Origin of the sequence: Novosphingobium resinovorum (genome assembly GCF_036352595.1) — a bacterium.
GTDB classification, from domain to species: Bacteria; Pseudomonadota; Alphaproteobacteria; order Sphingomonadales; family Sphingomonadaceae; genus Novosphingobium; species Novosphingobium resinovorum_B.
Genome location: NZ_JAZFAX010000003.1, coordinates 114,880 through 136,318 on the forward strand (window position 1 = coordinate 114,880; position 21,439 = coordinate 136,318).

Here is a 21,439-nt window from a genome sequence, read left to right on the forward strand (position 1 = left end):
TCGGTGCGTGGACGCGGTCATCGTCACTTGCCCACCGGCTCGACGGTGGTTTCCTTGCCACGGGTGACGCGGACGACGGGGCCGACGTGGACCGGGGCGGCGGCCTGCGGCGCGGGGCCGGCGACCGGCGCGGCGGCGGGAGCCGGGGCCCCGCTGCCCTGGGCCGGGCGGCTCGAACGCTGGAAGCGCGAGACGTCGGCGCCGGTGACGTATGTGGTGGCGCCATCGAGCGGGCGGTTCATGGCCTGGCTCATGAACTTCTCTTCTTGCTCGCGGGTGGCGCCCTCGGGCAGCTTGACGTCGCCGCTGGCGAGGATGCGGTCGAATTCGCCCTGGTTGTCGGCGATGGCGCGCAGCGAGAGGCTGAGCTGGCCGATGGTCTGCGCGACCGCGACCTTCTCGGCGATGCGCGGGGTCACCTCAATGGTGACGGTGCGGAAGCCTTGCACGACGGTCTTGCCGTCCTCGACGGTGCTGGCGGTGGCCTGGTCTGTGGCGAGCACGCGCAAGTTGCGCAGGATCGTCTCGGCGGTGCGCAGCGGGTCGCCGTCGCCCTTCACGTCCTGCGTGAGGACGAGGTCGACGCGGTCGCCGGGGAACACGAAGCCGCCGACGCCGGTATCTGCCGAGACCGAGATGGTGACGGCACGCATGCCCGGCCCGAGTGCGGCGGCGAGGAACCCGCGGTCGCCCGGCGCGACGAGGGCGCCCTGGGTCAGCGGCTGGCCGGCGGTGATCGGAAAGCGTACGACGGTGCCGAGCAGCTTGCTCATGTCGGCCTTGCCGTCGACGTAGTAGGCGTCCTGGACGAGGTTGTTCGGCCAGCTCTGGAACGAGACCGAATCGGCGGTGATGATGGTGCCGACCGGAAGCGCGCGCTGGGCCACCAGCACCTTCGGTCCGGCGGGATCGACGGCGGGCGCTGCCCCGGCCTGCGGCGCGGCGCCGCCGGCGAACATCGTCCTTGCGGCGAACGCGGTGAACGCCGCAACGAGCAGCGCAACCGCGAGCAGCACCACTTTCTTCCTGTCCATGGCTTGGAAAGCCCCTTAGCAAAATCCCCGAACTGTTCGGTCTTATGGGGTAAATTGGTTAAGAACGGGTTCACCCCGTTCGTCTGCAAATGACGCGGACGGGTTCACCCTGTTCGTCGGCAAATGGCGTGAACGCCTCTCAGCCCGCCAGCGCCGCGAATCGCGCGGCGGCCAGGGTGTGCGATCCCATCACCCACAGCGATGCGGCGGCGATGGCGATGCCGTAGGGCACTTCGATGCGCGACTTCTGGCGGCGCATGATGTGGCGCATCCCGAACAGGAACGCGCCCATCGCCGCCAGCGCGACCACCGGTACGATCCAGATGCCGGGCCAGATGCCGGGCAGCACCGCCGCGATCGCCTCGACCGTCGATCCGGCGATGACGGGGCGGCCCATGGCCACCGCGAAGACGATCGCGCCCGCGCACCACAGCCATGCGAAAGTGACCAGACCGGCGAAAGTATCGCGCACCGCCTCGCGGCGGCCGGGGGTCATGTTGCAGGCGGCCATGGCCAGCGAGGCACCGCCGCCCAGCACCGCCATCAGCACGATCAGTTGAAGGAACGAGGCGGGCGTGAACCAAAAGGCCAGCGCGGTCAGCAGCTTGACGTCGCCGCCGCCCATCTGCCCCATCGCGAACAGCGTGCAGGCGAGTGCGAAAGTCGCCGCTGCCAGGCCGATCTGGATACCGATGTCGAGCGGGCCCAGGCCCATCGCCAGCCACCACAGCGGCGCCGCAATGGCGATCCCGGCGTTCAGCCAGTTGTCGATGTGGCGCGCGCGCAAGTCGGTCAGCGCCGCGACGAGCAGCGCCGTTGCCAATGCCGCCAGCAGTGCGTAGGAAAAAATGGCGCCCGTCATCGTCCAAGTCCCTATAGGATCGGAATCGCCCTACACCGGGAACCGCTACCAAATAGTAACCACGACCCGAGGCGCCCATTGCCGTGAGTTCGACTATCGACAGCCTCCTGAAATCTCCAGCGCGCCGCGCGATTCCCGCTGCGGCTTCCGAATCGCGCTGGGCCTTGCCCGACGGCCACCTGCTGCGCCGGATCGACTGGAGCGCGGGGGAACGCGGTTCGATCCTGTTCATGCCAGGACGCGGCGACGCCTACGAGAAGTGGCTGGAAACGCTCGACGGCTGGAACCAGGAAGGCTGGCGCGTCACCGCTGCCGACTGGCGCGGGCAGGCGGGTTCGGGCCGGCTGGGCAGTGATGCGACCACCGGCCACGTCTCCGACTTCGCGGTCTGGGTGCGCGACTATGCGGCGCTCTATGCCGATTGGGCTGCCGTGACGCCGGGGCCGCATGTCGCCGTGGCGCACTCGATGGGCGGGCAGATCGTCCTGCGCGCGGTTGCCGAAGGGCTGGTCCGGCCCGACGCGCTGGTGCTCTCCGCCCCGATGCTGGGGATTCATCCGCAGTGGATACCCTCGAAGCTGCTGCAGCAGGTCGCGCGCGGCATCGTGCGCCTGGGCGATCCGCGTCGCCCGGCCTGGAAGGCGGGCGAAAAGCCCGGTGCCCCGAAGCGCGCACGCAGCCTGCTGCTGACTCACGACGAGGGCCGCTACGACGACGAGGAATGGTGGCGCGCCCGGCGTCCCGCCATTGCCATGGGCCCGGCGAGTTGGGGCTGGATCGAGCGTGCGCTCGCCTCGATGGCCGGGCTGGAGCGGCCCGGCGTGCTGGAGGCGGTGACGGTGCCGACACTGCTGCTCGGCACCCGCATCGACGGCCTCGTTTCGTGGAGCGCGATCCGCCGCGCCGCCGGGCGGCTGCCGCAGGGTGAACTCGTCGGCTTCGGTCCCGAATGTCGCCACGAGATCCTGCGCGAGGTCGATTCGGTGCGCAGCCGCGCGCTCGATGCCATCAGGGACTTTCTCGATCGCCGGGCGCCCGTTAGGGGCTGAGCCCGATGGAATCAGCGTTCGATATTGTCATCGTCGGGGCCGGGATGGCCGGCGCCTCGCTTGCCGCCGCGATCGGTGCGCGCGCGACAGTTCTGGTGATCGAGGCCGAGGAACGGCCCGGCTACCATGCCACCGGCCGCTCCGCCGCGTTCTGGACTGAGAGCTACGGCGGCCCCGGCGTTCAGCCGCTGACCACCGCCTCTGGCCCGGTGCTGCGCGATCTTGGCGTTCTCACGCCGCGCGGCGCACTGACGCTGGGCCGCGCCGGGCAGGAGCGCGAGGTCGAGGCTTTCGCGCAAGCCTACCGCGCCGCCGGGGTCGAGATGCAGGTGCTGGACCGCGCGGGCATCGCCGCGCGCGTGCCGGCTTTGCGCGAGGGATGGACCTGCGGTGCGCTGGAGCCGAGCACCTGCGACATCGACGTTGCCCGGCTGCACCAGCACTACCTTGCGCAAGCGCGCCGGGCCGGGGCGGAGCTGTGGTGCCGCGCCGGTCTGTCGGCGCCGCGGCGCGTGGCCGATGGCTGGATGCTGGCACTGGCCGATGGACGGCAGGTCAAGGCGCGGATCCTGGTCGATGCCGCTGGGGCCTGGGCGGACGGCGTGGCGCGGCTGGCGGGGATCGCGCCGCTCGGCATCACGCCTTATCGCCGCACCATCGCCCAGCTTGCGGTCGAGGCCGAAGTTCCGGACGACCTGCCGCTGGTGCTCGATATCGCCGAAAGCTTCTACTTCAAGCCCGAGAGCGGGCGCCTGTGGTTGAGCCCGCACGACGAAACATTGAGCCAGCCATGTGACGCCGCGGCCGAGGAGATCGACGTGGCGCTGGCGATCGACCGCTTCGAGCAGGTCGTCGGCTGGCCGGTCGGGCGGGTCGAGTATCGCTGGGCGGGGCTGCGCTCGTTCGCGCCGGATCGCCTGCCGGTCTACGGTTTCGCCCCGCAGGACCGGGCGTTCTTCTGGTTCGCGGGGCAGGGCGGCTTCGGCATCCAGACCGCGCCCGCCGCCGCCGACCTCGGCGCGCGGCTGCTGCTGGGGGAGGGGCCGGGCACGGTCGATCCCGCGCCGTTCGCACCCGGGCGATTCTGCAAAGAAGTGTAAGACGCACCGTCACACGGCTTGCATGGGGCTGTGGAACTTGCTGACTTCCCATTAGGGAAATTACCCGCAAGGAGAGTCGCGCATGGCCCACCGTTTCGAAATCCGCAAGAACAAGGCCGGAGAGTTCGTCGCCTATTTCTGCTACAATTCCGAGACCATGTTCTGGACCGAGGGCTATTCCAGCAAGGCCAGCGCCAAGAGCGCCATCGAATCGATCAAGAAGAACGGCCCTGCCGCCGAAGTGGTCGATACCACCACGGATTGAACGTCACTCCGCGTTCGGGGCCTCGGGTACGTCCCGGGGCACCTTGCGCCTCGGCGCCACGAAGTGCCAGGTGAGCAGTACCGGCTCCAGCACCGCCATGCCCACGAAGACGCTGAGCAGGCGCTGGAAGGCCGGTCCTATCGCGGCATTGGCGTAGCTGTCGGGCACCAGCACGACCAGCACCGCCAGCGTGAACTGGAGGCCGAGGTAAGTGACGCGGGGCAGGCCGTTCTCGATATGGCGGCCGATGACGATGCCGATGCAGGTGCCCGCGATCAGCACCGCCGGATTGCCCTGCGCGCTCAGTAGCACCACGATCGCCAGTCCGCCGCCGGCGATGCACCCCAGCGCGCGGTGCAGCAGCCTGCGCGAGACCGGCACGAAGCCGCTCGCGCCGATGCCGGCGACCGGCACGATCATCACCGCCATGATGGTGACGGCGGCTTGCGGCAGTTCGGGCAGGTCGAACAGCGCGTGGAGCAGCGGCAGCGTCGCGATCGCTAGCCCGGCCTGCGAGGCATGGCGTGCGGCGTCGGGGTGCCAGCGCATGCGATCCGGCGAGGGCTTGCGGTCCATCCACCAGCGCTTGCCGGCCAGCGCGCCGGCCGTCAGGCTGACCACGGTGCAGGCGACGGTGCCCGCCACGACTTCCAGCAGCCGCGTCTGTGCGAAGTGCAGGGTGTCGAGGTCGGGGCGCTCGATCTTGTCGAACAGGATCATCTCGAAGGTCAGCCCGAACAGCAGCCAGGCATAAGCCCGCCGTGCCGTCAGCATGCCGTAGAGGCCGATGGCGCCGACCATTTCCGCCGCGATCATCGCCAGCGGCACCGAGCGCGCCGCATAAGGCACCACCAGCAGCGCCAGCCCGGAGCCGAGCAGGGTTCCGACGATGCGCATGACCCCGCGCACCAGCGTCTCGCCGACGTCGCTCTTGAGCAGCACGAAAGCGCTGAACGCGGCCCAGGATACCATCTGCGCGCCGATCGCATGGGCCAGCACGATCGCCAGCATGACCGAGGCGACGCAGGCCCACTCGTCCGCCATGCGCGGGCCAGGGGTCACGAGGGCGCGCAGTTCGGACTTCAGGATCGGGGGGAAAGGTGTCCGCAGGCGCAACTTCTTCTTACTTGTCATTCCCGCCTTCGCGGGAATGACGGGAAAAATATCAGGGATCAAGGATTCCAGTTGCCAATCAGGCCGCCGCCCTGGCCGCGTCACTCGCCAGCTTGTCCACCCGCTCGTTCTCTGCGTGGCCGCTGTGCCCGCGCACCCATTGCCATTCGATCTTGTGGCGCGCCGCCGCCTCGATCAGGTCGTGCCACAGGTCGGCGTTGCGGACCGGCTGCTTGCTGGCGTTGATCCAGCCCTTCTTCTTCCAGCCGTGGACCCACTTGGTGATGCCGTCGATCACGTACTTGCTGTCGGTGGAAAGCACCACCTCGCACGGCTCGATCAAGGCGTTGAGGCCCTTGATCGCCGCCGTCATCTCCATGCGGTTGTTGGTGGTGTCCTTCTCGCCGCCGGACATTTCCTTTTCATGGCTGCCCATCCGCAGTAGCACGCCCCAGCCGCCGGGACCGGGATTGCCCTTGCAGGCGCCATCGGTGAAGATCTCGACCTGCTTCACGCGAAGACTCCCGAATTGGCCGGATCGGCGTAGAACTGCAGGCGCCGGGCGAAGGCCATCGGATCCTTGGGCGTCACCAGCGCGTCCGCAGGCGTATTGAGCCAGTCGTAAGCGCGCGTCGCCAGGAAGCGCATCGCCGCCCCGCGGGCCAGCAGCGGCAGCGCCGCCTGCTCCGCCTCGCTCAGCGGGCGCACCGCATTGTAGCCCTCCAGGAGAGCCCGCGAGAGCGCCGCATCGAAGCGCGCGCCGTCGGAACTGAAGCACCATGCCGCATGTGTCACCGCGACATCGTAAGCCAGCAGGTCCGTGCAGGCGAAGTAGAAGTCGATGAGTCCTGTAACCTTGTCGCCGAGCATCAGCACGTTGTCGGGAAACAGGTCGGCATGGATCACCCCGCGCGGCAGGTCGGCAGGCCATTCCGCTTCCAGCAGCGCCAGTTCGCGTTCGATCACGGTGCCCAGTTCCGGGTGGATCGATTCGAGCGCCTCGTGCCCGCAATCCCGCAGCAACTGCCGCCAGGCCGGGAGCGCCAGCGAGTTTTCGCGTGACGCGGGAAAATCGGTGGCCGCCAGATGGATCAGCGCCAGCGCCCCGCCGACCGCGCGGGCCTGCCCGGGCGTGGGTTCGGACACCGAGACGCCGGGCAGGAACTCGATCAGCGCCAGCGCCTTGTCACCCTCAGGCGTCCTGTGCAGCCGGTGGCTGGCGCCTTCGCAGTCATGCATCGTGCGCGCGACGGGGGCGCCGTGCTCGGCCAGGTGGTCGAGCAGGTCGAGGAAGAACGGCAAGTCCGCGATCTCGGTGCGGCTTTCGAACATCGTCAGGATGAAGCGGCGTGCGGTTCCGTTCTGATCGGTCTCGATCAGCCAGTTGCTGTTCGAGACGCCTTCCGCAATGCCCTTGGCGGAAGTGAGCGTGCCCACGGCGAAGGCGGCGATGATGCCGGCCATCTCCTCGGCGCCGAGCCAGGTGTAGACTGCCATCAGCGCACCAACTGGCGGGGAAGCTTGAAGGTCATGTGTTCGCGCTCGGTCACGATTTCCTCGGCGGCGACCTCGCGCAGTTGCTTGATGCGCGCGATGACCTCGTTGACCAGTTCCTCGGGCGCGGAGGCGCCGGCGGTGAGGCCGACGGTGGCGATGCCTTCCAGCCATGCCGGGTCGATCTCGGTCGCGCGCTGGATCATGTGCGCGGGCGTTCCGCAGCGCTCGGCCACTTCGACGAGGCGCAGCGAGTTGCTGCTCTTGGGCGAGCCGATCACGATCACCAGCTCGCACTGCGGGGCGATCTGCTTGACTGCGGCCTGCCGGTTGGACGTGGCGTAGCAGATATCCTCGGCCTTGGGCGCGACGACTTGCGGGAAGCGCGCCTCGATCGCCTTGATGATGGCGTGGGTGTCATCGACTGAAAGCGTGGTCTGCGACAGGTAGGAAAGCTCGGTGCCAGGCGCGAAGTCCAGCGCGGCGACATCCTCGACCGTTTCCACCAGCGTCATGTTGCCTTCGGGAACCTGGCCGAAGGTACCGATCACCTCGGGGTGGCCGGCGTGGCCGATGAACAGGATGTGGCGGCCGGCCTCGATCTGGCGCTCGGCCTGGCGGTGGACCTTGCTGACCAGCGGGCAGGTGGCGTCGAGCCATTCGAGCCCGCGCGCGCTGGCGGCGGCGGGGACCGACTTGGGGACGCCGTGGGCGCTGAAGATCACCGGCACGCCGTCCGGCACCTCGTCCAGTTCCTCGACGAAGATCGCGCCCTTGGCCTTGAGGCTGTCGACCACGAACTTGTTATGGACGATTTCGTGGCGCACGTAGACCGGGGCGCCGTAAAGCTCGATCGCGCGCTCTACGATCTCGATCGCGCGGTCTACACCGGCGCAGAAGCCGCGCGGGGCGGCGATCAGGAGGCGGATCGGTTGATTGGAGCCGATCGGGCCGGAATCCATTTGCGGCGTGGACTGAAAGGGCGCGTTCATGTTCGTCCCCCTAGCGCTTTGCCGCGCGCCTCGCTAGGGCAAGCGCACGCCATTCGAGGAAGTTCACGATGAATGCACGCCGCCTGACCGCTACTGTCCTGTGCTCTGCCGCCGCGATGACCGCGCTGAGCGGGTGCAAGACCAAGGGCGAGATCGTGGTCGATCAGGGCGTCGGCATCACCGCCGTGCGCTCCAAGTGCCCGGCGGTCGGCATTCCCGACTATACCGGCGACATGACCCTGTTCCGCGGCGAGGCCAAGACCGCCGACGCCATCGACGTCGTCGCGGCGATGACCGACGTGCGCGCGCAGTGCGACGAGAACCTGGGCGAGAAGGTCACCTCGACGGTGTCGTTCCAGGTCCAGGCCCGCCGCAACGACACCGCCGGCGCGCGCCAGGTGACGCTGCCCTACTTCGTCAGCGTGCTGCAGGGCGGCAGCGCGGTGATCTCCAAGCGGGTGGGCACGGTGACGCTGAACTTCGCCGACGGCCAGCCGCGTGCGCAGGCGACCGTCAATGCCAACGCCTTCGTCGACCGTTCCGCCGCGACGCTGCCGCAGGAAGTGCGGGATCGCATCATGCGCAAGCGCAAGGCGGGCGATACCGACGCCGCGCTCGATCCGCTCGCTGACCCGCAGGTCAAGGCGGCGGTCGCCCGCGCCTCGTTCGAGGTGCTGGTCGGCTTCCAGTTGAACGAAGGCCAGCTCGCCTACAACGCCACGCGCTGAGCCGGTTGTTGTTTCTCCCCGGGCCAGGCTCGGGGAGGAATTAGCCGTTCTTCAAGTGCTGCGCGCCGTCTCGATCGCTTCACGCGCGGCCATCGCCATGCGCTTGCGATCGTCGCGCACTTCGGGCGGCAGTGGCGGCAGGAAATGGATCGTCAGGTCCACCGGTCGCAGCCGCGCCAGGATGGCCAGTGCATTGTCGAGCCCCGGTTCGTCACCGACCCAGGCGACGTCCTTGGTCCCGGGGCCGTAGTCGAGCCAGACCGGCTGCACCGGGATGGCATCCTCTCCCTCGATCGCGGACAGCAGCGAGGACTTGAACGCCAGCGTTCCCGTCCCGTCGGAGGTGGTGCCCTCGGGAAAGATCGTCAATGCCCCGGTCTCGGCAAGGGCGCGGCGGACCTGCTCGACTTGCGCGGCGACGGTACGGCGCTCGTGCCGGGCGACGAAGACGGTATCGTTGAGGGCGCAGAGCCAGCGCAGCGGGCCGATCTGTGCCAGCCCGTCATGCGCGACGAAGGCGCTGCCGGTGCGGCCCGCCATCGCCAGGATGTCCAGCCAGCTGACGTGGTTGGCAAGGAAGAAGGTGCGCGGTGCCGGGGCGGGGCCGCGCGTCGTGACGCGCAGGCCGGAGATCGCGCCCAGGGTGCGCAGGAACAGCCGCGGCACCGGATTGCGTGCCGAAAACGGTGCGGCAAGATAATAGAGCGCAACGCACAGGACCAGCAGGGCCAGCATCGCCAGCAGCCGCAGGGCTACCAGCGGCCAGCCCCAGGCCGCGATGCGGTGGCGAGGGGCCGGCGTGGCGCCTGTCATTGCCGTGTATCCGCTTTTTTGTGCGCCGCTGGTCCGCAGCCTCAGCGGCGCGCGGTCTGCTCGCCTTCCTCGCGGTCGAGGCGGACGCCGTAGAGTTCCATGCGGTGGTCTACCAGGCGATAGCCGAGGCGTTCAGCGATGATTCGCTGCAGCGCTTCCAGTTCGGGATCGACGAATTCGATGACCTGGCCGCTCTCGACGTCGATCATGTGATCGTGATGGGCCTCGGGCGCCGCTTCGTAGCGGGCGCGGCCATCGCCGAAATCGTGGCGGTCGAGGATGCCGGCTTCCTCGAACAGGCGCACCGTGCGGTAGACCGTGGCGATCGAGATGCCGGGGTCGATCGCAGTGGCGCGTTCGTGCAGCTTCTCGACGTCGGGGTGGTCGGTACTTTCCGAAAGAACCTTGGCAATGACGCGACGCTGCTCGGTGATGCGCAGGCCGCGCTCGGCGCAGAGGGCTTCGATGTCGATGGTTTGGCTCACGATGGACCTGTAAATAATGAAGGAGGCGCACCGCCTAGATAAGGCGATGCGCCTGCAATCACAACCACGTTGGAAGGCCGGTCCGGAAGTCAGGACGACGGTCGGCATCTTTTGTCCCCGGAAAATCGCTTCGCGGGGACGGAGGTGCGGATGCGCCCATGGCCCGGCCGCCGGCGGCCGGCCGTAAAATCAGGCTGCCGCAGTCTTGGGCTTGCGGCCGCGACGGGTGTCGGGCTTGCGGCCAAGGCCGATCTTCTTGGCAAGTTCGCGGCGCTTCTCGGCATAGTTGGGGGCGACCATCGGGTAGTCGGCGGGCAGGTTCCAGCGCGCGCGATACTCTTCCGGGGTCATGTTGTAGTGCGTCATCAGGTGGCGCTTGAGCATCTTCAGCTTCTTGCCGTCTTCAAGGCAGACGATGTAGTCGGGCTTGACCGAAGCACGCACCGAAACGGCGGGCTCGGGCTTCTCTTCCTCGACGACCGGGGTGCCGCCCAGACCGGCCAGTGCGCCGTAGACGTTGGTGATGAGCGTGGGCAGATCCTCGACCGAGACGCTGTTGTTGCTGACATGTGCTGCGACGATGTCCGACGCGAGCGTAATCAACGTCTCGTTCATGTCGGTCTGGATGGTTTCCATTTCTTCTTTGTCCTTCGGTGCGACCGTTGTTGGGGGGTAACAGGCGTGTGATTCCTGCTATCGGTTGCATTGGACGATTTCTCAATGAAGTGCAAGTTACATTCAAAGTTGAACGTAACTTACAATTGTTGATGAAATAATCTGCAAATACCTTGCCGGCGCCTTTTTAGGCGATGTCGCATGCAAAGGTAATGGCGTCGATTCTCTGGCCGCTTGGTGCGCGATAGTATTCGCGTCTTTCGCCGATCGGATAGAACCCGAATTTGGCGTACAAAGTTCCCGCCGGATTGCCTTTTCTCATTTCGAGCAGCAGGCGACGCGCTCCGCGACTGGCGGCATCGCGCTTGAGATGCTCCAGCAGGATGCGTCCAAGTCCCTTGCCGCGATCTTCGGGCGCGGTGGCAAGAAGAAGCAGTTCCTCTTCCTCGTATCCGGTGCGCGAGAGGAAGAAAGCGGCGGCCGATTCGCCGTCGGCGGGGCTAACTGCATTTCCCGTGAGCAGCAGATAGTGACAGTTCGTGAAACTGAGCGCGTCTTCTACCTGGCGACGATTCCAGGCCTCGCCATATGCGGGATCGAAGGCGGCGGTCATTACCGTCATGATCCGGTCGATGTCGTCGATCATGCCGCCTGCGTCCCGATCCTGACCCCGGGAATCTTGGCATCGGGCGCGCGGCCGTAGAGCGGGTCGATCCGTTCGGACAGCGCGGAGGCGGGCAGCAGCGCGAAGGCGCGCGCATCGGGCAGCAGCGGCACCGCCCGCCCGAATCCGCGCAGGGCCACCAGGCGTTCGGCCTGGCTGCCGGCGACGAGCGCTTCGTTTGCCGTAGTCGCGGCGGCTTCGGGGCGCAGCGAGGCGAGCGGCGCGGTGCTCGCGCCCTCGGCGTCGAAGCTCTCGACGAACCACTCCCCGTGGCCGCCGGTGTTCACCACCGTCAGGGGCTCTGTGCCTTCCGCAGCCTGAGCCATCGCGGCGATCAGCGCCAGTGTAGGATAGCCCGCGAGTGAGGAGCCCCAGGCCAGCGCGAGCGCACGGGCGGCGGCAAGGCCAACGCGCACACCGGTGAAGCTGCCCGGCCCGAGCGCGACGACGATCCGGTCCGCACGGCCCTTGCCCGGCAGCGCCGCGATCATCGGCACCAATGCCTCGGCATGGCCGCGACCGAGCAGGCGGTATTCGCCGCCGAGGCATTCGTCGCCTGCGAAAAGCGCGACCGAACAGGCGTCGGTCGCGCTGTCGATCACCAGTGTCGTCGGTCCGGGGCCCGGCATGGGCAGGTCAGGCCGCGCGCACTTCGCTGACTTCGGGGACGTAATGCTTGAGCAGGCTCTCGATCCCTTGCTTGAGCGTGGCGGACGAGGAGGGGCAGCCCGAGCAGGCGCCCTGCATCGACAAGTACACCACGCCTTCGCGGAAACCGCGATAGATGATGTCGCCGCCGTCGTTGGCGACGGCCGGGCGCACGCGGCTCTCGATCAAATCCTTGATCTGCGCGACGATGTCGGCGTCGGCGGGATCGTCGCCGAAGTCCTCGTCATCGGCCGGGACCGAGAAGCCGCTGGCGTCGCCGCCGGTGAACAGCGGCGCTTCCGAAACGAAGTGGTCCAGCAAGATCGCCACCACCTGCGGGCGCAGTGCGGGCCATTCGACGCCGGGTGCGGCGGTCACCGAAACGAAGCTGGAGCCGAAGAACACGCCGATCACGTCGCCCAGATCGAACAGCGCCTGCGCCAGTGGCGAGCTTTCCGCATCCTCGGGCGAGAGGAACTCGCGCGTGCCCGACGGCATGACCTGCCGGCCCGGCAGGAACTTGAGCGTCGAGGGATTCGGCGTGGTTTCGGTTTCGATGAACATAGTTCTCGCGATTTAGGTGAAGTGTGGCAAGGGTCAAGACCGCAAGGCGCGCACATGGGACGAAACGAGCACCAAAATGACGGCGCTATTCACTGGCCCTTAAGGAGAGCCCTCCTTATACCTTGCGTAATGACGACCCCCACGCGCGCCGTTCGCCCGCTCGCCTGCCTGCTTCTTCTTGCTCAGGCTCCGATTCCGCTCCTGCTGGTGCCGGAGGCGCAAGCGCAATCCGCTCAACCTCAGGCCGTGCCCGCCGATGCGCCGATCGTCGCTCCCTCGGTCGGTCAGGCGGACCCATGGCTCTACCGTGGCAGCGACATTCCGCACGATCCCGAATGGTTCTTCGGCGAACTGCCCAATGGCCTGAAGTATGCGGTGCGCAAGAACGGGGTGCCGCCAGGCCAGGTTTCGATCCGTATCCGCGTCGATGCCGGTTCGCTCTACGAGACCGACGGCGAGCGGGGCTATGCGCATCTGCTCGAACACATGCTGTTCCGCCAGTCGAAGTATATCCCCGGGGGCACCGCGATCGCCGCGTTCCAGCGCCTCGGGGCGACGTTCGGCAGCGATACCAATGCGGTGACGTCCACAACGCAGACTGTGTTCAAGCTCGACCTGCCCAATGCCACGCCGACTTCGCTGGACGAGACGTTCAAGCTGATGAGCGGCATGGTCACCGCGCCGACGCTTTCGGCCTCGAACCTCAAGCAGGATCTGCCGATCGTGCTGTCGGAAATGCGCGAACGGGGCGGTGCGTCCAAGCGCGTGCAGGATGCGATGCAGAAGGTGCTCTACGCCGGGCAGCCGCTGGCCAACCGCGAGCCGATCGGCACGCTCGAATCGCTGACTTCGGCGACGCCGCAAAGCGTGCGGGCGTTCTATTCGCGCTGGTATCGCCCGGACAACGTGGCGGTGATCGTGGCCGGTGACGTCGATCCGGCGATGCTGGAAAGCTACGTCAAGAAGTGGTTCACCGACTGGTCGGTGCCCGGTCCCAAGGCCGTCGCGCCCAGCTTCGGCGACCCCGAGGCGCCGGCGGGCGCCGACCCGAAGAACCCGGTGGGCGAGACTCGCGTGCTGGTCGAACCCGATTTGCCGCCCTCGCTGATGTATGCGGTGCTGCGCCCGTGGCGGCAGGTGATCGACAACATTCCTTACAATCAGGGCCTGATGACCGATGCGCTGGCGCAGGCGATCATCAACCGTCGTCTTGAATCCAAGGCGCGGGCAGGGGGCAGCTTCCTCTCCGCTTCGGTGAACCAGGATGACGTCTCGCGTTCGGCCGACGCCACGTTCGTGTCGGTGACGCCGCTCGGTGATGACTGGCAGGCGTCCTTGCGCGACGTGCGCGCGGTGATCGCCGATGCACTCACCCGTGCGCCGACGCAGGCGGAGATCGACCGCGAGGCGGCCGAGATGGAAGTCGCTTTTCAGGTCCCGGTCGAGCAGCAGCGCATCCTGCCCGGCAGCAAGATCGCCGACGACCTCGTCAACGCGCTCGACATCCGCGAGACGGTGGCCGCGCCGCAGGACGTGCTGGACATCTTCCGCAAGTCCAAGCCGCTGTTCACCCCGCAGGCGGTGCTGGAGCACACCCGCAAGCTGTTCACCGGCAATGTTACCCGCGCGCTGTTCACCGTCCAGAAGGACGGCGCCGCGACTGACAAGGCGCTGCAGCTTGCGCTCTCCGAGCCGGTCAAGGCCGACGCCAGCGTGCGCGCGGCACTCAAGCCGATCTCGTTCGAAAAGCTGCCCGCGATTGGTGCGGCCAAGAAGGCCGTCAGCGACGTGCCGACCGGCCTCCTCGAAATCGAGGAGCTGACCTTCGCCAACGGTGTCAAGGCGATGCTGTGGCCGGTGGTCGAGGAGCCGGGCCGCGTCATGGTCAAGGCGCGCTTTGGCGGCGGCTATCGCTCGATCGATCCGAAGGATGCGGCGTACATAACGCTGGGCAATTATGCGCTGGTCGGTTCGGGCCTCGCCACTTTGGGGCAGGACGATCTGGATCGCATCTCCACCGGCCGCAAGATGGGCTTCGACTTCGAGGTGCAGGACGCCTCGTTCCAGCTTTCCGCAGAGACGCGCCCGTCCGACCTTGCCGACCAGCTTTATCTCTTCGCGGCCAAGCTGGACTTGCCCAAGTGGGATGTCGCGCCCTTTACCCGCGCCAAGGCGGCGGCGAAGATCCAGTACGCGACGTTCTCCACCTCGCCGCAGGGCGTGCTGAACCGCGACCTGCAGTTCTACCAGCGCGGGCAGGACAAGCGCTTCGCCACGCCCACGCCCGATCAGATCGAGGCGACCACGGCGGAAGGCTTCAAGCGCGTGTGGAGCAAGGCGCTCAAGGAAGGGCCCGTCGAGGTCCAGATCTTCGGCGACTTCGACAAGACCGCCGCCATCGCCGCACTGGAGAAGACCTTCGGTGCGCTCAAGTCCCGCCAGCCGATGCCGGTGACTGCGACGGCGGCAAAGATGGACGTGCCGCAGCCCTCGGACAAGCCGATCGAACTGATCCATCACGGCGACCCCGATCAGGCGGCGGCGGTCGTCTCGTGGCCGACCGGTGGCGGCTCGATGGGCATTCGCGAATCGCGCCAGCTGGAAATCCTCACGCAGTTGTTCACCAATCGCCTGATGAACGCGGTGCGTGAGAAGCTGGGCGTGTCCTATGCGCCTTACGTCTACTCGCAGTGGCCGGTGGACCTTGCCGCGGGCGGCTCGATCACGGCGGTTGCGCAGGTCGATCCCAAGTCAGTGCCGGTGTTCTTCCAGACCGCCGACGAGATCGCGCAGGATCTTATCGCTAATCCGCCCACGGCTGACGAACTGGCGCTCGTCACTGAGCCGCTGCGCCAGCAGGTGACCCGCGCGGCGTCGAGCACCTCGTTCTTCATGAGCCAGCTTGAAGGCGCGACGACCGACCCCACCCGCATCGGCACCGTGCGTTCGGTGCTGAGCGACTACACGGTCACCACTCCACAGGCGATGCAGGCGCTGGCCGCGCGGTATCTCGGTCGCGACCATTCGTGGCGGCTTGAGGTCATGCCCGAGGGCAAAGAAGGCGGCGTGGCGGGGAAGTAAGTAGAAGCCCACCCCCCAGCCCCTCCCGCTAGCGGGAGGGGAGCAAAACGTATCAACCTCCCGCTTGCGGGAGGGCCGCGAGACTTGGCGATTTATCGCCTAGTCACAGCGGGGTGGGCCTTTCTCATACCCATCACGCAACCGATCACCATGATCGCCAAACCCGGCTTTGCAAAAATTGCCGACAAGCGCTAAAGGCCGCGCCTTGCTTGCGCTGCCCGGGAGGAAATCGAATAGCTTTGGCAGCGCTCGGAAAAGCCCGCGCAATCAGGTGACGGGCCAGAGGAGTACGATACAGTGGCTACCAACTGGACACCGGAGAGCTGGAAGACGCAAGAGGCGCGCCACCTCCCGGTCTATGGCGATCAGGCGAAACTCAGCGAGGTCGAGGCCACGCTTGCGAAGTTTCCGCCGCTCGTCTTTGCCGGTGAAGCCCGTGCTCTGAAGGCCGATCTTGCCGAAGTCGCCGCCGGTCGCGGTTTCCTGCTCCAGGGCGGTGACTGCGCCGAGAGCTTCGCCGAATTCAGCGCCGACAACATCCGCGACAGCTTCCGCGTGCTGCTGCAGATGGCGGTCGTCCTGACCTTCGCCAGCAAGCAGCCGGTGGTGAAGCTGGGCCGCATGGCAGGCCAGTTCGCCAAGCCGCGCTCGGCCCCGACCGAGATGGTCGGCGGCGTCGAGATGCCCAGCTACTTCGGCGACATCATCAACGGCATCGAAGGCAACGCCGAGGCGCGCCGCAACGATCCCGAGCGCATGCTGCGCGCCTATGGCCAGTCGTCCTCGACGCTGAACCTGCTGCGCGCCTTCGCGCACGGCGGCTATGCCAACTTGCGCCAGGTCCACCAGTGGACGCTCGACCACATCGGCCGCAGCCCCTGGGGCGAGAAGTTCTCGCAGATGGCCGATCGCATCGGCGAAGCGCTCGACTTCATGGCGGCTTGCGGTGTCGAACCCAGCTCGGTCCCGCAGCTTCAGGGCACCGACTTCTACACCAGCCACGAAGCGCTGCTGCTCCCTTACGAGCAGGCGCTGACCCGCCGCGATTCGCTGACCGGCGACTGGTACGACTGCTCGGCGCACATGCTGTGGATCGGCGACCGCACCCGCTTCGAGGGCTCGGCGCACGTCGAATACCTGCGCGGCGTCGGTAACCCGATCGGCATGAAGTGCGGTCCGTCGCTTGAGCCGGACGCGCTGCTGCGGATGCTCGACACGCTGAACCCGGGCCGCGAGCCGGGCCGCATGACGCTCATCAGCCGCTACGGTCACGACAAGGTCGAAGCCGGCCTGCCCAAGCTGGTGCGCGCGGTGAAGCGCGAAGGGCATCCGGTGGTGTGGTCGTGCGACCCGATGCACGGCAACGTCATCAAGTCGGACAGCGGCTTCAAGACCCGTCCGTTCGACCGCATCCTCGCCGAAGTGCGCGGCTTCTTCGCGGTCCACCGCGCGGAAGGCACGCATGCAGGCGGAATCCATATCGAGATGACCGGGCAGGACGTGACCGAGTGCACCGGCGGCGCCATCGCCATCACCGACGAGGCGCTGAAGGACCGCTACCACACGCACTGCGATCCGCGTTTGAACGGTGCGCAGTCGATCGAACTGGCGTTCGAGATGGCGGACCTGCTGAACCTTGAGGCTACTCAGGGGCAGAAGCAGGCGGCTTGAAGTTTGAAGGGGAAGGCAGGGGTTTACCACCCTGCACCCCGTGAAATGGCTTCGGTGTGCGGGCAGTTATGGCCCACACCGAAGCCCAAACTTCGTCATTGCGAGCGAAGCGAAGCAACCCAGGGCAGCACTACGCCGCCCTGGGTTGCTTCGCTTCGCTCGCAATGACGGATTGGGGAGGCGATGCCGATATACGGGGCCTGCGGAACGTAAACCCCTGCGTCTCTCTTCCCGTCTTGACCCCAGGAAATGCACGGTCCACCCATGCGACCATGACAAAGCATTTCCGCCCCCTCGGCTATACTGCCGCCGCCGTCGCGGCCCTCGCTCTTGCCTCGTCGCTTTCCGCGCAGGCGCCCACCGACACCATGATGAACGAGCAGGTGAAGTCCTACGACTGGGTTCGCCCTCAGGCGGACTACGTGCGCAAGACGGTGATGATCCCGATGCGTGACGGGACCAAGCTGTTCACCGTCATCATCTACCGTAAGGGCACGCAGGACGGCCCGATCCTGCTCAGCCGCACGCCGTACAATGCGGACAAGATGAGCAGCCGCAACCGCAGCCAGAAGATCGAGGAAATCCTGCCCGTCGCCGACGCTGAATTCGTCAACGACGGCTACATCCGCGTCTATCAGGACGTGCGCGGGCTGGACGGGTCGGAGGGCGACTACGTCATGAACCGCCCGCTGCGCGGGCCGCTCAACAAGACCAAGGTGGACCACGCCACCGACGCCTACGACACGATCGACTGGCTGGTGAAGAACGTGAAGGAAAGCAACGGCAAGGTCGGCATCACCGGCTCGTCGTATCTGGGCTTCACCTCGCTGATGGCGCTGATCGATCCGCACCCGGCGCTCAAGGCCGCCGTGCCGCAGAGCCCGATGGTCGATGGCTGGATGGGCGACGACTGGTTCCACAACGGCGCCTTCCGCATGTTCGGTTTCGACTACGATCTGGGCCAGACGGTGAAGAAAGGCGGCGGCGACGTTCCGCGCGGCGGCGGTGACGATTACACCGCCTACCTCGAAGGCGGCTCGGCGATGGACTACGCCAAGGCCTATGGCCTGCTCGACCTGCCGGTGGTGCGCAAGGTGCTGGAGCACCCGAGCTACGACGCATGGTGGCAGGGTCAGGCGGTCGACAAGCTGCTCGGCGCGCGCAAGCTGACGGTGCCGACGATGCTGGTGGTCGGCCAGTGGGACCAGGAGGACAGCTACGGCGCCCCGGCGGTCTATCAGGCGCTGAAGGCGGGCGGCAACGACAACGTCAGCCTCGTCATCGGTCCGTGGCGTCATTCTCAGGTGAACTACGAAGCACGCGAACTCGGCCCGCTCAAGTGGGAGGGCGACACCGGCCTGCAGTTCCGCACGCAGTACATGAAGCCGTTCTTCGACTGCCACCTCAAGACGAACGCGCCTGCCTGCGATACGCCGCCGGTGCTGACGTACGCCACGGGCGAGAACAAGTGGGAGGTGTCGCAGGCATGGCCGGCGGGTGCCTATACGCCGCTCTACCTCGGCGCGAATTCCTCACTGTCGTGGAGCAAGGGCGCGTCGGGTTCCGACAGCTACGTCTCCGACCCCGCGAAGCCCGTGCCGATGCTGCCGCGCCCGGTCCACATGAAGGGCGACGAGTGGAAGACCTGGCTGGTGCAGGACCAGCGCTTCGCTGACGGCCGTACCGACGTGCTGAGCTACCAGACCGGCGTGCTCGACAAGCCGGTCCACATCAAGGGCGCGCCCAAGGTGGACTTGCGCGCGGCGACGTCCGGGCAGGACAGCGACTATGTCGTCAAGCTGATCGACGTCTACCCTCAGGAGAACACCGCCGATCCGAAGATGGCGGGCTACCAGCTGGGCATCGGCATCGAGATCTTCCGCGGCCGCTACGTCGGCGGTTTCGACAAGCCGCAGGCGCTGGAACCGGGCAAGGTCTACGACTTCAAGTGGGCGCTGCCCAACGTCGATCATGTGTTCCTGCCGGGCCACAAGATCATGGTGCAGGTGCAGTCCAGCCTGTTCCCGCTCTACGATCGCAACCCGCAGAGCTGGGTGCCCTCGATCATGGACGCCAAGCCCAAGGACTACGTGAAGGCGACCGAGACGGTGCACTTCGGCGGCGATCAGGCCAGCGCGGTGTGGCTGCCGGTGGCTCAGGACTGATCTGAAAGGGACACCTCCTGCCAGCGGGAGGTGTCCCTCCAATTCAAAATTACGTTGTCACCCCCGCGAAGGCGGGGGCCCAGCTGATGACCGTGCAACATGCGATGTCATCAGTTGGGTTCCCGCCTTCGCGGGGGTGACGAGGTAGGAAGACGACGGACCGGCCGGGCGCACCGCGCACCCTCAATTCTCCCCGAAAAGCTCCCGCTGCGAGGCTTCGATTTCCTCGAAGTAGCGCCGCCTCGCATGCCGTTCGGTCACCACGCCCACGACGTTGCCGACGCCGTCCACCACCGCCAGTTCGTCCGCCACGGCAAGGTCGAAGGCTTTCAGCATCGCCCGGATGTCCGTCACCGGCGAGAGCGTGTTCGCCTGCAGCGTCGCCAGCGTGCCTACCTGCGTATCGGGCGCGAGTTCGGGATTGTACGCCGAAGCCGTCGCTACGATCCCGGCGTAGTGCCCCTCGTCATCGAGCAGGATCGCCTTGCTCGTCGAACCCAGCGGCACTTGCGCGCGGAAGTCCGCGACCGAGAGGCTGGCCGCTGCGCTCTTCCAGTCCTTGCGCATGATGCGCCCGGCGGTCAGCGCCAGCATCCAGCCGATATCGCGCGGGGACCGGATGATCGAGCCGCGCACGTGCAGGCGCCAGGTGGAGAACGAATAGCCGAAGGTCTCGCGGGTCAGCGCGCTCGACACCAGCGAGGCGGTCAGCACAACGCCCATCAGCGCGAAGTCGTGGGTGGTCTCCAGCATCAGCATGGCGAGCGTCATCGGGCCGCCCACCACCGACACCGCGAGCGCCGACATGCCGACCAGCGCGGCGTCGTTGATGTCGAGCGCGATGCCCGCCATCGATGCCAGCGCGGCGAAGATCAGCCCCACCAGCGAGCCGATGAACAGCGAGGCGAAGAACAGGCCGCCGCGAAACCCGAAGGCGATCGAGATGGCGGAGGCCAGCACCTTGAGCACCAGCACGGTGACGAGGAACTGCAGCGCCGGTTGCATAGCGATGTTGAGGTGCATCGCCCCGTGCCCGGCGGAAAGCGTCTGCGGGGTCACCATCGCCAGCGGCATCAGCAGGAACCCGCCGATCACCGGCTTCCAGCGCGCGATGCGTCCGCTCACGCCCTGCATCTTCTGCTCCGCGAACGTGACGAGGCGCATCATCGCGATGCCCACCAGCGCGCAGGCGAGTCCCAGGATGGTGTAGATGAAGTAGTCGCCGGTGGTCAGCGTCCGGTCGGCGGCGGTGGCGATGAGGTAGGGCTCCACCCCCAGCGCCCGCGTCACGAAGGCGGCGCCCAGCGCGGCAGCCACGACCGGGGCGATCGCGGCGGGTGTATACGTGCCGATGACGATCTCGAAGGCGTAGAACGCACCCGCCAGCGGCGCTCCGAACGCGGCGCCGACCGCCGCGCCCGCGCCCGCGCCGACAAGGGTGCGCATGTCCGAGCGGCGTAGCTTGAACCACTGCCCCAGCACCGAGGCGACGCCGCCGCCCATCTGCGCATAAGCCGCCTCCAGTCCCACCGAGGCACCCGCGCCATTCGAGATGATGGTCTGGACCGAGATCACGAGGTTGTCGATGAAGGGAATCCGTCCGCTGTGCAGCGCATTGGCCTCGACCACGTCGATCGGCGCGCGGCGGCGGCCCTTCAGGAAATGGGCCATGGCCACCAGCACCAGCCCGCCGAGCGGCAGGGCCAGCAGGCGCCACCAGTTGCGGATTTCCCCCAGCGCGCTCAGGCGGTTGTTACCGATGCCGTAGAGGATCTGTTGCAGGGTATGCGCGATGAAGCCCTGCAGGTTGGTCAGCCAGCCCGCCGCGAGCCCTGCGATGAGGGCCAGCACGATGAACGCCATTTCGCTCGACCGCAGCCGCTGGCGCTGCCGGATGGCCAGGCCCTTGAGTGCGTGAAGTCCCATGCGTCGCATCGGCGCCGATTGGGCCGGGCGGGGAGGGGGAGTCAAGGGGAACGTGTCGCCCCGGGCTTGCTCCGAGAACACCTGCGATCTTCAGGGGCATGCGGGCGGTAGGGGCTTCGACAAGCTCAGCCTGAGCGGGATTGAGAAGATTACCTCTGACCCCGCTCAGG

At 67.1% G+C, this 21,439-nt stretch carries 20 protein-coding genes; 7 read left to right on the forward strand and 13 right to left on the reverse strand.

Annotated elements, in window-relative coordinates; genetic code table 11:
- Positions 1-23: 23 nt before the first annotated feature.
- Both cpaB and V2S85_RS04795 read right to left on the reverse strand, forming a co-directional pair.
- Positions 24-1,034 (reverse strand): Flp pilus assembly protein CpaB, encoded by a 1,011-nt coding sequence (gene cpaB / locus V2S85_RS04790; protein ID WP_330701728.1) that lies wholly within the window; start codon positions 1,032-1,034, stop codon positions 24-26.
- A 139-nt stretch (positions 1,035-1,173) separates the two neighbouring features.
- Entirely contained in the window at positions 1,174-1,896 is a 723-nt protein-coding gene (locus V2S85_RS04795; protein ID WP_330701729.1) for an A24 family peptidase, read from the reverse strand.
- A gap of 83 nt (positions 1,897-1,979) precedes the next feature.
- Between V2S85_RS04795 and V2S85_RS04800 the strand changes: the two genes are divergently transcribed.
- The 3 genes from V2S85_RS04800 (at position 1,980) to V2S85_RS04810 (ending at position 4,310) form a co-directional block, all read left to right on the forward strand.
- Positions 1,980-2,945: an alpha/beta hydrolase gene (locus V2S85_RS04800; protein ID WP_330701730.1), complete on the forward strand. Its 966-nt coding sequence runs from the start codon at positions 1,980-1,982 to the stop codon at positions 2,943-2,945.
- Positions 2,946-2,950: 5 nt separating this feature from the next.
- Complete coding sequence (locus tag V2S85_RS04805) at positions 2,951-4,045, forward strand: FAD-dependent oxidoreductase (RefSeq protein ID WP_330701731.1); 1,095 nt, start codon at positions 2,951-2,953, stop codon at positions 4,043-4,045.
- A gap of 82 nt (positions 4,046-4,127) precedes the next feature.
- The gene (locus V2S85_RS04810; protein ID WP_330701732.1) at positions 4,128-4,310 is read left to right on the forward strand and encodes a YegP family protein; all 183 of its coding nucleotides are present in this window, start codon (positions 4,128-4,130) and stop codon (positions 4,308-4,310) included.
- A gap of 3 nt (positions 4,311-4,313) precedes the next feature.
- Here V2S85_RS04810 and V2S85_RS04815 read toward each other — a convergent pair whose 3' ends face one another.
- From V2S85_RS04815 to ispH, 4 genes are read right to left on the reverse strand one after another with little or no spacing between them, the layout of a single operon-like run.
- Positions 4,314-5,444, reverse strand: coding sequence for an FUSC family protein (locus V2S85_RS04815; RefSeq protein WP_330701733.1), 1,131 nt, complete (start codon positions 5,442-5,444; stop codon positions 4,314-4,316).
- Positions 5,445-5,502: 58 nt separating this feature from the next.
- Positions 5,503-5,937, reverse strand: coding sequence for a ribonuclease HI (gene rnhA / locus V2S85_RS04820; protein WP_330701734.1), 435 nt, complete (start codon positions 5,935-5,937; stop codon positions 5,503-5,505).
- Positions 5,934-6,920: a homoserine kinase gene (gene thrB / locus V2S85_RS04825; RefSeq protein ID WP_330701735.1), complete on the reverse strand. Its 987-nt coding sequence runs from the start codon at positions 6,918-6,920 to the stop codon at positions 5,934-5,936. Before thrB ends, rnhA begins: the two co-directional genes overlap by 4 nt.
- Positions 6,920-7,909, reverse strand: coding sequence for a 4-hydroxy-3-methylbut-2-enyl diphosphate reductase (gene ispH / locus V2S85_RS04830; protein WP_330701736.1), 990 nt, complete (start codon positions 7,907-7,909; stop codon positions 6,920-6,922). The genes thrB and ispH overlap by 1 nt, the downstream gene beginning before the upstream one ends.
- 68 nt (positions 7,910-7,977) lie before the next feature.
- Between ispH and V2S85_RS04835 the strand changes: the two genes are divergently transcribed.
- Positions 7,978-8,637: a hypothetical protein gene (locus tag V2S85_RS04835; protein ID WP_330701737.1), complete on the forward strand. Its 660-nt coding sequence runs from the start codon at positions 7,978-7,980 to the stop codon at positions 8,635-8,637.
- A gap of 51 nt (positions 8,638-8,688) precedes the next feature.
- Here the strand turns inward: V2S85_RS04835 and V2S85_RS04840 are convergent, their stop codons facing one another.
- The 6 genes from V2S85_RS04840 to V2S85_RS04865 form a co-directional block, all read right to left on the reverse strand.
- Complete coding sequence (locus V2S85_RS04840; RefSeq protein WP_330701738.1) at positions 8,689-9,450, reverse strand: lysophospholipid acyltransferase family protein; 762 nt, start codon at positions 9,448-9,450, stop codon at positions 8,689-8,691.
- Between the two features lie 41 nt (positions 9,451-9,491).
- Positions 9,492-9,935, reverse strand: a complete 444-nt coding sequence (locus V2S85_RS04845; RefSeq protein WP_330701739.1) for a Fur family transcriptional regulator — start codon at positions 9,933-9,935, stop codon at positions 9,492-9,494.
- 189 nt (positions 9,936-10,124) lie between these two features.
- The gene (locus tag V2S85_RS04850; protein WP_330701740.1) at positions 10,125-10,571 is read right to left on the reverse strand and encodes a MucR family transcriptional regulator; all 447 of its coding nucleotides are present in this window, start codon (positions 10,569-10,571) and stop codon (positions 10,125-10,127) included.
- Positions 10,572-10,737: 166 nt separating this feature from the next.
- Positions 10,738-11,196 carry a GNAT family N-acetyltransferase gene (locus tag V2S85_RS04855; protein WP_330701741.1) on the reverse strand — a complete coding sequence of 153 codons (459 nt, stop codon included), beginning with the start codon at positions 11,194-11,196 and terminating at the stop codon, positions 10,738-10,740.
- On the reverse strand, positions 11,193-11,843 hold the full coding sequence (tsaB, locus tag V2S85_RS04860; RefSeq protein WP_330701742.1) for a tRNA (adenosine(37)-N6)-threonylcarbamoyltransferase complex dimerization subunit type 1 TsaB: 651 nt from the start codon (positions 11,841-11,843) through the stop codon (positions 11,193-11,195). Before tsaB ends, V2S85_RS04855 begins: the two co-directional genes overlap by 4 nt.
- A 7-nt stretch (positions 11,844-11,850) precedes the next feature.
- Positions 11,851-12,426: a NifU family protein gene (locus V2S85_RS04865; RefSeq protein WP_330701743.1), complete on the reverse strand. Its 576-nt coding sequence runs from the start codon at positions 12,424-12,426 to the stop codon at positions 11,851-11,853.
- A 129-nt stretch (positions 12,427-12,555) separates the two neighbouring features.
- On the opposite strand from V2S85_RS04865, the gene V2S85_RS04870 reads away from it, so the two are divergent.
- The 3 genes from V2S85_RS04870 to V2S85_RS04880 all read left to right on the forward strand — a co-directional run bounded on the left by V2S85_RS04870 (position 12,556) and on the right by V2S85_RS04880 (position 19,343).
- Entirely contained in the window at positions 12,556-15,507 is a 2,952-nt protein-coding gene (locus tag V2S85_RS04870; protein ID WP_330701744.1) for a M16 family metallopeptidase, read from the forward strand.
- A gap of 297 nt (positions 15,508-15,804) precedes the next feature.
- Positions 15,805-17,178, forward strand: a complete 1,374-nt coding sequence (locus V2S85_RS04875; protein ID WP_036523741.1) for a class II 3-deoxy-7-phosphoheptulonate synthase — start codon at positions 15,805-15,807, stop codon at positions 17,176-17,178.
- Between the two features lie 272 nt (positions 17,179-17,450).
- Positions 17,451-19,343 (forward strand): CocE/NonD family hydrolase, encoded by a 1,893-nt coding sequence (locus tag V2S85_RS04880; protein WP_330701745.1) that lies wholly within the window; start codon positions 17,451-17,453, stop codon positions 19,341-19,343.
- Positions 19,344-19,526: 183 nt separating this feature from the next.
- Here V2S85_RS04880 and V2S85_RS04885 read toward each other — a convergent pair whose 3' ends face one another.
- Positions 19,527-21,278, reverse strand: a complete 1,752-nt coding sequence (locus V2S85_RS04885) for a chloride channel protein (RefSeq protein WP_419198162.1) — start codon at positions 21,276-21,278, stop codon at positions 19,527-19,529.
- Between the last annotated feature and the right edge of the window lie 161 nt (positions 21,279-21,439).

Excerpts from the sequence above, each read along its gene's own strand:
- cpaB (WP_330701728.1), bottom strand. The coding sequence starts at position 1,034 with ATGGACAGGAAGAAAGTGGTGCTGCTCGCGGTTGCGCTGCTCGTTGCG.
- V2S85_RS04795 (WP_330701729.1), bottom strand. The coding sequence starts at position 1,896 with ATGACGGGCGCCATTTTTTCCTACGCACTGCTGGCGGCATTGGCAACG.
- V2S85_RS04805 (WP_330701731.1), top strand. The coding sequence starts at position 2,951 with ATGGAATCAGCGTTCGATATTGTCATCGTCGGGGCCGGGATGGCCGGC.
- V2S85_RS04810 (WP_330701732.1), top strand. The coding sequence starts at position 4,128 with ATGGCCCACCGTTTCGAAATCCGCAAGAACAAGGCCGGAGAGTTCGTC.
- V2S85_RS04815 (WP_330701733.1), bottom strand. The coding sequence starts at position 5,444 with ATGACAAGTAAGAAGAAGTTGCGCCTGCGGACACCTTTCCCCCCGATC.
- thrB (WP_330701735.1), bottom strand. The coding sequence starts at position 6,920 with ATGGCAGTCTACACCTGGCTCGGCGCCGAGGAGATGGCCGGCATCATC.
- ispH (WP_330701736.1), bottom strand. The coding sequence starts at position 7,909 with ATGAACGCGCCCTTTCAGTCCACGCCGCAAATGGATTCCGGCCCGATC.
- V2S85_RS04835 (WP_330701737.1), top strand. The coding sequence starts at position 7,978 with ATGAATGCACGCCGCCTGACCGCTACTGTCCTGTGCTCTGCCGCCGCG.
- V2S85_RS04840 (WP_330701738.1), bottom strand. The coding sequence starts at position 9,450 with ATGACAGGCGCCACGCCGGCCCCTCGCCACCGCATCGCGGCCTGGGGC.
- V2S85_RS04850 (WP_330701740.1), bottom strand. The coding sequence starts at position 10,571 with ATGGAAACCATCCAGACCGACATGAACGAGACGTTGATTACGCTCGCG.
- V2S85_RS04855 (WP_330701741.1), bottom strand. The coding sequence starts at position 11,196 with ATGATCGACGACATCGACCGGATCATGACGGTAATGACCGCCGCCTTC.
- tsaB (WP_330701742.1), bottom strand. The coding sequence starts at position 11,843 with ATGCCGGGCCCCGGACCGACGACACTGGTGATCGACAGCGCGACCGAC.
- V2S85_RS04865 (WP_330701743.1), bottom strand. The coding sequence starts at position 12,426 with ATGTTCATCGAAACCGAAACCACGCCGAATCCCTCGACGCTCAAGTTC.
- V2S85_RS04870 (WP_330701744.1), top strand. The coding sequence starts at position 12,556 with ATGACGACCCCCACGCGCGCCGTTCGCCCGCTCGCCTGCCTGCTTCTT.
- V2S85_RS04880 (WP_330701745.1), top strand. The coding sequence starts at position 17,451 with ATGACAAAGCATTTCCGCCCCCTCGGCTATACTGCCGCCGCCGTCGCG.
- V2S85_RS04885 (WP_419198162.1), bottom strand. The coding sequence starts at position 21,278 with ATGCGACGCATGGGACTTCACGCACTCAAGGGCCTGGCCATCCGGCAG.